This window comes from Aureimonas psammosilenae (assembly GCF_009176975.1).
Lineage (GTDB): Bacteria > Pseudomonadota > Alphaproteobacteria > Rhizobiales > Rhizobiaceae > Plantimonas > Plantimonas psammosilenae.
In genome coordinates, this window is record NZ_WEZG01000017.1 from 51,337 (window position 1) to 59,560 (window position 8,224).

General features: G+C 64.9%; 7 protein-coding genes and 1 pseudogene. 7 read left to right on the plus strand and 1 reads right to left on the minus strand.

What is annotated here, in order from left to right; genetic code table 11:
- Window positions 1-635: 635 nt before the first annotated feature.
- Genes F9929_RS21780 through F9929_RS21795 form a run of 4 tightly spaced genes read left to right on the plus strand, consistent with a single transcriptional unit; the run spans window position 636 to window position 4,028 of the window.
- Entirely contained in the window at window positions 636-1,748 is a 1,113-nt protein-coding gene (locus F9929_RS21780) for an ABC transporter ATP-binding protein (protein ID WP_152048660.1), read from the plus strand.
- A complete protein-coding gene (locus F9929_RS21785) occupies window positions 1,745-2,395 on the plus strand; it encodes an ABC transporter permease (protein ID WP_152048661.1) in 651 nt (216 codons plus the stop codon). The genes F9929_RS21780 and F9929_RS21785 overlap by 4 nt, the downstream gene beginning before the upstream one ends.
- Window positions 2,392-3,081: an ABC transporter permease gene (locus F9929_RS21790; protein WP_152048662.1), complete on the plus strand. Its 690-nt coding sequence runs from the start codon at window positions 2,392-2,394 to the stop codon at window positions 3,079-3,081. Before F9929_RS21785 ends, F9929_RS21790 begins: the two co-directional genes overlap by 4 nt.
- 35 nt (window positions 3,082-3,116) lie before the next feature.
- Entirely contained in the window at window positions 3,117-4,028 is a 912-nt protein-coding gene (locus tag F9929_RS21795) for an ABC transporter substrate-binding protein (RefSeq protein WP_152048663.1), read from the plus strand.
- Between the two features lie 95 nt (window positions 4,029-4,123).
- On the opposite strand, the gene F9929_RS21800 is transcribed toward F9929_RS21795, so the two are convergent.
- Complete coding sequence (locus tag F9929_RS21800; RefSeq protein ID WP_152048664.1) at window positions 4,124-5,632, minus strand: HAL/PAL/TAL family ammonia-lyase; 1,509 nt, start codon at window positions 5,630-5,632, stop codon at window positions 4,124-4,126.
- Window positions 5,633-5,874: 242 nt separating this feature from the next.
- On the opposite strand from F9929_RS21800, the gene hutC reads away from it, so the two are divergent.
- The 3 genes and pseudogenes from hutC to F9929_RS21815 all read left to right on the plus strand — a co-directional run.
- Window positions 5,875-6,624 carry a histidine utilization repressor gene (hutC, locus tag F9929_RS21805; RefSeq protein WP_152048665.1) on the plus strand — a complete coding sequence of 250 codons (750 nt, stop codon included), beginning with the start codon at window positions 5,875-5,877 and terminating at the stop codon, window positions 6,622-6,624.
- Window positions 6,624-6,866: a hypothetical protein gene (locus F9929_RS21810; RefSeq protein ID WP_152048666.1), complete on the plus strand. Its 243-nt coding sequence runs from the start codon at window positions 6,624-6,626 to the stop codon at window positions 6,864-6,866. Before hutC ends, F9929_RS21810 begins: the two co-directional genes overlap by 1 nt.
- Before the next feature lie 517 nt (window positions 6,867-7,383).
- A pseudogene (locus tag F9929_RS21815) lies at window positions 7,384-8,224 on the plus strand (IS3 family transposase); the annotation flags it as partial.

Genomic DNA, 8,224 nt, shown 5'->3' on the forward strand with positions numbered 1-8,224 from the left:
TCCTTCGTTCGTCGTGGGGATCTGCGGCTCGGAGCCAAAGACCAGAGCTTTCGTCATCGAAAGGACTTGGGCTTACCAGACCAAGTCTGCCTTTTCCGACACCGCCAGAATAGCTCGCGCGCGAATAGGCTGCAATGGCCACGCTGCGCAGGCAGGAGAACCGCGTTCTCGACAAGATTCGCTTACGGGTACAGCTCAACGCTAACCCAACCACCTGACTTGGGTCGAAAGACGAAGGGCAGCTTTTTGTTTCAATCGTCCCGAAGCGGACGGGCGGCTATTGGCCCTCCCATTCCCAAAAGCGGGCTGGGCATCGCTGGCTCATGATGTTCGATGAGGCACCACGGGAGTTCAGTGCATATGACTTCAGATGGCAACTGTCATTGACGTCATACTGGCTGCAGACCCACGTCAGTCTTCACCGTTGGAAGCTGGACGGCGATGTCGCTGCTTAATTGATAAGCAAGCTCCATGTTGGGAATATTTCCGGCAGCCCATCTTGAGTGCGCGCCGAGCCCGTGTAACATGTATAGACAATTGCCATCCATGCTTGAATGAGATGGCTTCAAATGCCTATCCGATCGCGCAGCATCGAAGCGGACAGTCGGCAGGGCTCAAGGCGGGGCGGTGACGGAATGATCACGTTCGACAACGTCACCAAGCATTATCCTGGCGCGACCACCGCAGTTGACGGCCTTTCGCTGGAAGCGCCGAATAACAAGCTGACCGTGTTCGTCGGCCCTTCCGGCTGCGGCAAGACGACGTCGCTGCGCATGATCAACCGGTTGATCACGCCGACATCAGGCTCGATCCTTCTGGACGGCGAACCGACGGAGCGCATGGATGTCGCGCTGCTTCGCCGTCGCATCGGCTACGTCATCCAGCATGCCGGCCTTTTTCCGCACCGGACCGTGGTGCAGAACATCGCATCCACCCCACGGCTGAACGGCGTCGCGAAGGCCAAGGCGCTCACCATCGCCCACGAGACGCTGGAGCGCGTCGGGCTGAACCAGAGCTTCGCGCACCGCTACCCCTGGCAGCTCTCCGGCGGTCAGCAGCAGCGCGTGGGCGTTGCGCGGGCGCTCGCCTCCGATCCCAAATTCATGCTGATGGACGAGCCCTTCAGCGCTGTGGACCCGGTGGTGCGCGCCCAGTTGCAGGACGAATTCCTGCGCCTTCAGCGCGAGATCGGCAAGACCATCATCATGGTCACGCACGATATCGACGAGGCGTTGAAGCTCGGCGATCGCGTGGCGGTGCTGCGCACCGGCGGCAAGCTGGCGCAGATCGCGACGCCACGGGAGCTTCTCGCCCGGCCGGCCGATGCATTCGTCGCCGATTTCGTCGGGCGCGACCGCGGCTTCCGCTTCCTGTCCTTCGCCGGCTTCGACGCTTCCCTGCCGCTTCGCAAGGAGCCGACCGTGGCGCTCGGCACGATGCCCGAAGCCGCGCGGCAGGTCGCGCTGGACCGCTGGGTCCTGGTTTCGGACGGTGCCGGCCGGCCTTTCGGCTGGGCCGATCTCGATGCGCAGTCCGGCCCCTTGCGCGAGGAGGACGTCAACCTTTCCGGCACGATGGCGCCGCGCGGCGGCAATCTGAGGCATGTCCTCGACGCGGCGCTGAGCGCGCCGTCCGGCCGGGGCGTCGTGGTGGATGCCGAGGGCGGTCTTCTGGGAACGATCACCCTGTCCGAGGCCGCCGCCGCCGTGGAATCGGCGCGCGGCATGGGGGGCGAAGCACGGTCATGAGGTTCGACTGGCTTTGGCGTGAATCCGGCCGCATCGGCGAATTGTTTCTCTGGCACCTCGGCCTGTCCGTGCTTCCCGTCCTGATCGGGCTCGTCCTCGCCCTGCCGCTCGGCTGGATCGCGCACCGGGCTGGCCTCTTCCGCGCGGCATTTCTCGGGGTTTCCGGGCTTCTTTATACGATCCCCTCGCTGGCGCTGTTCGTGCTCCTACCGCTTCTCCTCGGCACCAAGATCCTCGATCCCCTCAACGTCGTCGTCGCCTTGACGGTCTACGCGCTCGCCCTTCTCGTCCGCACCGTCAGCGACGGGCTTGAATCAGTGTCGCCGGAGGTGATCCAGGCCGCGAGCGCGATGGGCTACCGGGCGCTGCCGCGCTTTCTTCTGGTGGAACTGCCCTTGGCGGTGCCGGTGATCGCGGCGGGACTTCGCGTCGCCGTCGTGTCCAATGTCAGCATCGTTTCGGTGGCCGCTCTCGTCGGCACGCCGCAGCTCGGCCTTCTGTTCACGCAAGGGCTGCAACTGCGCTTCCTGACGCCGATCATCGCCGGCATTGTCCTTTGCGTCCTACTCGCCGCGATCCTGGACGGCCTCGTGCTCTTCGTCGCCCGTCGGCTGACGCCGTGGCAGCCCAAGGGAGGCAAGCCATGATCGCTTGGTTCGCCGATCCCGCGCATTGGCAGGGCTCGGAAGGCGTGCCGGCGCTTGTCGGCCAGCATCTTCTCTACAGCCTCGCCGCCCTTCTTCTCGCCGCCCTGATCGCCCTGCCGATCGGCCTTTACGTCGGGCACACGCGTCGGGGCGTCGTGTTCGTCGCCGGCTTCGCCAACGCCCTGCGCGCGCTGCCGAGCCTCGGCCTGATCGTGCTCCTGGTGATCCTGTTCGGGCCGGTCTTCGCGTCCGATCTCGCCTTCGTCGTGCCGAGCCTGATCGTGCTCGTGCTTCTCGCCGTGCCGCCGATCATGACCTCGACCTATGCCGGCATCGCGGCCGTCGACCCGGCGGCGGTGGATGCCGCGCGCGGCATGGGCCATCGCCCGCTCGGCATCCTGTTCGGGGTGGAGCTTCCCTGCGCGCTGCCCTTGATCTTCTCGGGCCTTCGCGCCGCGACGCTCCAGATCGTCTCCACCGCGACGATCGCCGCCTATGTCTCGCTTGGGGGGCTCGGGCGGCTCATCATCGATGGCCGGGCGCAGAACGACTATTACCAGATGGCGGCCGGCGCGGTTCTCGTCGGCCTTCTCGCGCTGGCCGTCGACCTCCTCATCGCGCTCGCCTCGCGCCTTTTCGTATCGCCGGGGCTCACCCGGCGGGTGCGTATGCGGGCGCCGGCCTGACCTCCGTTTCCCATCAACCCCACGAAGGAGCAAGCATGGCAACCAACATGATCAAGGCGGCGAGCGCCCTTGCGCTTCTGGCGCTTTCCAGCTTCCCGGCATTCGCCAACGACCCGCTTTCCGCCGAGGCGCCGGCGCGCGCCGATACGGCAACGATCGTCGTCGGCTCGGCCGACTTCCCGGAAAGCCAGCTTCTCGCCACGATCTATGCCAAGGCGCTCGCCGCCAAGGGCATGGCGACCGACACCAAGCTGAACATCGGCAGCCGCGAAGTCTACATGCCGGCGCTGCTCGACGGCTCCATCGACCTTCTGCCGGAATATGCCGGCGCGACGCTCAGCTATCTCGACAAGAACGCCACCGCCCATTCTCCCGCGGACGTGGCCGCGGCTTTGAAGGCCGCGCTGCCGAAGGGCGTTTCCATGCTGACGCCATCCCCGGCGCAGGATGGCGACATTCTCGCCGTCACCAAAGCGACGGCCGAGAAGTACAAGCTGAAGACCATCGAGGACCTGAAGCCCCATGCCGGCGAACTGGTGCTCGGCGGCCCGCCGGAATGGAAGACCCGCAAGGAAGGCGTCGTCGGTCTGAAGGACCTCTACGGGCTCGAATTCCGGTCCTTCAAGGCGCTCGACGTCGGCGGTCCGCTGACGGTGACGGCGCTCGCCAACGGCCAGGTCCAGGCTGCCGACCTCTTCTCCACCGACCCGGCGATCGCCGCCAACGACTTCGTGGCGCTTGAAGACAACAAGAACCTCTTTCCGGCGCAGAACATCGTGCCGGTGATCGCCACCCCGAAGGTCAGCGACACAGTGACGAAGACGCTGGACGCCGTGTCGGCGGCGCTCACCACCGAGGCTCTGATCAAGATGAACGGCCGCCTCGCCGACCACGAAAGCTTCGATGTGGTGGCCGACGAATGGCTGGCCGAGCACAAGCTGAAGTGAACCGGAGACGCTGACATCTTCGAAGGTGAAGGGCGGCCGACGAGCCGCCCTTTTTCGTCGTGTTGCTTACCTGGGGAGTCGCGGAATGCGCCGCCTCAACTCTCGACCGTCGCCTCCGGCGAGAAACGCGCAAGAAAGGGGCGCAGATGCTCGATATCGCCCTGCATCGGCCTGTCGTCGGCATAGAACGGCACTTCCTGGCGGATAATGGCGCGAAGCGCGGCGGTGCGGGGCGCAAGCTCGGCGCCGGGCTGGAAATCGTAAGCCTGTACCGCCGCCAGGAGTTCGATCGCGATCACGTCGCGGAGGTTGTCGAGGATCGCCAGGAGCTTGGTGGCGGCCGGCGTCGCATGGGTCAGGATATCCTCCTGCAAGGCCGACGTGATGCCGCCGTCGAGGCTGGCCGGAAGCGACAAGCGGCGGTTCTCGGCGATAAGCGCCGCCGCCGTGTATTGGGCGATCATGTAGCCGGAATAAACGCCGCCGTCGGGGGCGAGAAAGGCGGGCAGGCCGCTGACGAGCGGGTTCACCAGCCGGTCGATCCGACGTTCGGAGACGGCGGCGAGCGCGGCCGCGGCGGGCGCGAGCGCATCCAGCGCAAGAGCCAGCGCCGCTCCGACCGCATGGGCCTGCGAGCGAACTTCCGGCGCGTCCGGAGAGCCGCCGACGGCCGGGTTGTCGGTGACGCTCGCGAGTTCCTCAGCCACGACGGCTTCGGCACGCTCGAGCGCGTCGCGGGTGGCCCCATGGATCTGCGGTACGGCCCGGAGACTCAAGGGGTCCTGCGTGCGCTGGCCGGCGCGGCTGGCGAGAAGCGGGCTCGCCTCCAACCAGCGGCGCAACCGGCGGCCGACCGCCTGCAGGCCGTTTGAGCGGCGCAGCGCCAGCGTTCGGGCATCGAACGTCCCGGCCTGCGCGCCTAGATTCTCGTAGGACATCGCGGCGGCGGCATCCGCCCAATCGGCAAGGACACCCAGTCGATGCACGGCGAGGCAGGCAAGGCCCGTCGCGCAAGGGGTGCCGTTGACGAGGCTGAGACCCTCCTTGGCTTCCAGCACCAACGGCGCGCGGCCGATGCGCGCCATCGCCTCGGCCCCGGTGATCGTTTCCTCGCCGCGCCGTGCCGTGCCCGCACCGATCGGAACGAGCGCGATGGCGGCGGCATGCGTCAGATAGCCGACCGATCCGCGCGAAGGCACGACCGGCAGGATATCGGCGTTCAGAAGATCGAGAAGCGCTTCCACGAGTTCCATCCGGACGCCCGATGCGCCATGGGCAAAGCCCGCGATCCCGGCCGCCATGATCGCGCGCGTTTCTTCCCGGCCGAGCGGCGCGCCAAGGCCGCTGGCATGGCTCATCACAATGTTGCGCGACAGCGCCTGCTGACGGGGGCGGTCGATCACGACATTGCAGAGGGCGCCGACGCCAGTGTTGATGCCGTAGCCGCGGATGTCGCGTTCCGAAAGGGCCTCGACGATGCGGCGGCCTTGCGCGATCCGCTCGCGCGCCCTTGATCCGAGTTCCAGCCGGGCGCCCCGTGCCACGGCTGCGATGGCGGCCGGGTCAAGTGGCTCGTAGAGAAGTATCGCGTCGATGCCGGTCATCGGGACAGGTCCCGAGGCGGTTGCGCGAGGACGGCCCGGCATCGGCGCCCGGATGCCGCATCGCGCGGTTCTTCATCCAATCCAGGGGGTTGACACAGGCCTGTGGCCAGACAGCTCATGCGATCAACTCGATCAAGGTTGCCTATACAACATCGACGAGGCAGCCCGGTCTTGCAAGCGATCAAGCGTGCCTCGCACGGGTTCCCTGCTATGTAACTTCCCGATTCGCATTCGAGAACCCGATGTCATCCATCAAAGGCCAAAAGGACGAGGAAGCGCCAGCGACCGACAAGGATGTGCCCTTGCCGCTTTACGCCCGCCTGAAGCGCCACATCCTCGACCGCGTCGAGACCGGCGAATGGCTTCCGAACCATCGCGTGCCTTCGGAAAACGAACTGGTGGAAAGCCTTGGCGTCAGCCGAATGACGGCGAACCGCGCGCTGCGCGAGCTTGCGGCCGAAGGCGTGGTCACCCGCATTCGAGGCAAGGGCTCCTTCGTGGCCCAGAAGAAACGCTCGTCGCAGTTTCGATCCGTCCCCAACATCGCCGACGAGATCGGCGCGCGCGGCGGCCAGCATGCCGCGAGCGTGATCCTGATGCAAAGCGAGGTCTGCGGCCCGGAACTGGCGGATGCGCTGGACTTGGCGGTCGGCGCCCCAGCCGTGCATTCGATCATCGTCCACAAGGAAAACGACCTACCGATCCAGATTGAGGACCGCTTCGTCAATCCGGCCGTCGCTCCCGGATACATGAGTCAGGATTTCGGCGCTGCGACCCCCAACGGTTATCTTTCCGGCGTCGCGCCGATCGAAAAGGCCGAACAGTTCATCGAAGCGGTCGGCGCGCAGCCCTGGGAATGCCGGCTTCTGGCCATCGCGCGGACCGAGCCCTGCCTCCTCGTCCGTCGCCGTACTTGGTCGCGGGATGGAGTCGTTTCCGCCGTCCGGCTGCTTTATCCCGGCAGCCGTTACCGGCTCGAAGGATCCTCCTGATGAAAGCGCCGTCCATCGCATCCAGCGCGGTGATCGTGTTTGCCGAATGGATCTCCGCTTTCAGTCAACTTGCCGTCGGCGAACGTTTGGTATGCTCGTTCCAACTTTTCGACGGCAGCTATACGTCCTGCCGCTCCTCAAAGCGGAACGGCAGCTTTCGGCCCGTTGCGCTCGACGGCATGCGCCCAAGACGCAGCCTCGTTCAGACACTCGCCTTGGGCACGCTTTCTAGCGTTTTGTAGTTGAAAAAATCGTGGCTGCCGAGAATGACCAGTACGTTGCAACCTAAGGCAACAAGCGATCGGACCGGCTGGCTATTCTCCGTCGAGCACGTGCATTGAGCCAAACGCGCGGACCGGGGAGGGCATAGAAGGCTTCGATCTGAAGCTAACGACGTCACTGGACGCGAGCGGAACAAGCCCGCCTCAAACTGTGCATATACAATTCTTAGTTGAAAATTCATGTGGCGCGTGGTAACTGTCATGATGCGACATGTTGCGCTTCGTTATGCGGTGCGTCGTTGCACGATGTGGCGGTTTCCGCATCAGAAGGGTCACTACAAGCTAAGTGAGCGATCTGACCGCGCTGGCTTGCGGACGTAAAGGCTCATAGCTGGTGCCGCTGGCGGACAGCATAGTCATAGCCAACCGTGCCTTTGCTTACTCCGCTTCCTGAAACTTCCTGTCGCCATCGTTTGGTCTGCCCCCTGAAAAGTGGTCCTGCCTGAAGTAGGCTTTTGAGCCGATGGAGGATGCCCAGATGGGACAGAAGAAGCACAGGCCTGAAGAGATCGTCGCCAAGCTTCGGCAGGTGGACGTGCTGTTGTCGCAAGGCCGCCCGGTGGCGGAAGCGGTGCGCACGATCAGCGTGACGCCGTTCACGTACTACCGGTGGCGCAAGGAGTTCGGCGGTCTCAAGTTGGATCAGGTGAAGCGCTTGAAGGACCTCGAGAAGGAGAACGAGCGTCTGCGCAAGGCCGTATCGGACCTGACGCTCGAGAAGCTGATCCTCAAAGAGGCTGCCTCGGGAAACTGGTGAGCCCCTCCCGCCGTCGCCAATGCATCGAGCACGTCATGAAGAAGCATGGCGTGAAGGAGCGTTTGGCGTGCCGGGTCCTGGGGCAGCACCGATCAACACAGCGCAAGGTTCCGTTGGGTCGAGCCGACGATACGGCGCTGACGGCCGACATCATCGAGCTGGCGACCCAGTATGGGCGCTATGGGTATCGCCGGATCGCAGTCCTGCTGCGGGATGCTGGCTGGCTCGTCAACGTGAAGCGCGTCGAGCGGATCTGGCGGCAGGAGGGGCTGAAGGTGCCAGCCAAGCAGCCCAAGAAGGGTCGGCTTTGGCTGAACGACGGGTCCTGCGTTCGGCTTCGGCCCGAGTATCCCAACCATGTATGGTCCTACGACTTCGTGGAAGCGAGAACCCATGACGGCCGCAAGTTCCGGATGCTGAACGTGATCGACGAGTTCACCCGTGAGTGCCTCACCATCCGGATCGACCGGAAGCTGCGGTCCGCGGACGTCATCGACGTTTTGTCCGACCTCTTCATCCTGCGCGGCGTGCCGGGCCACATCCGTTCCGACAACGGTCCGGA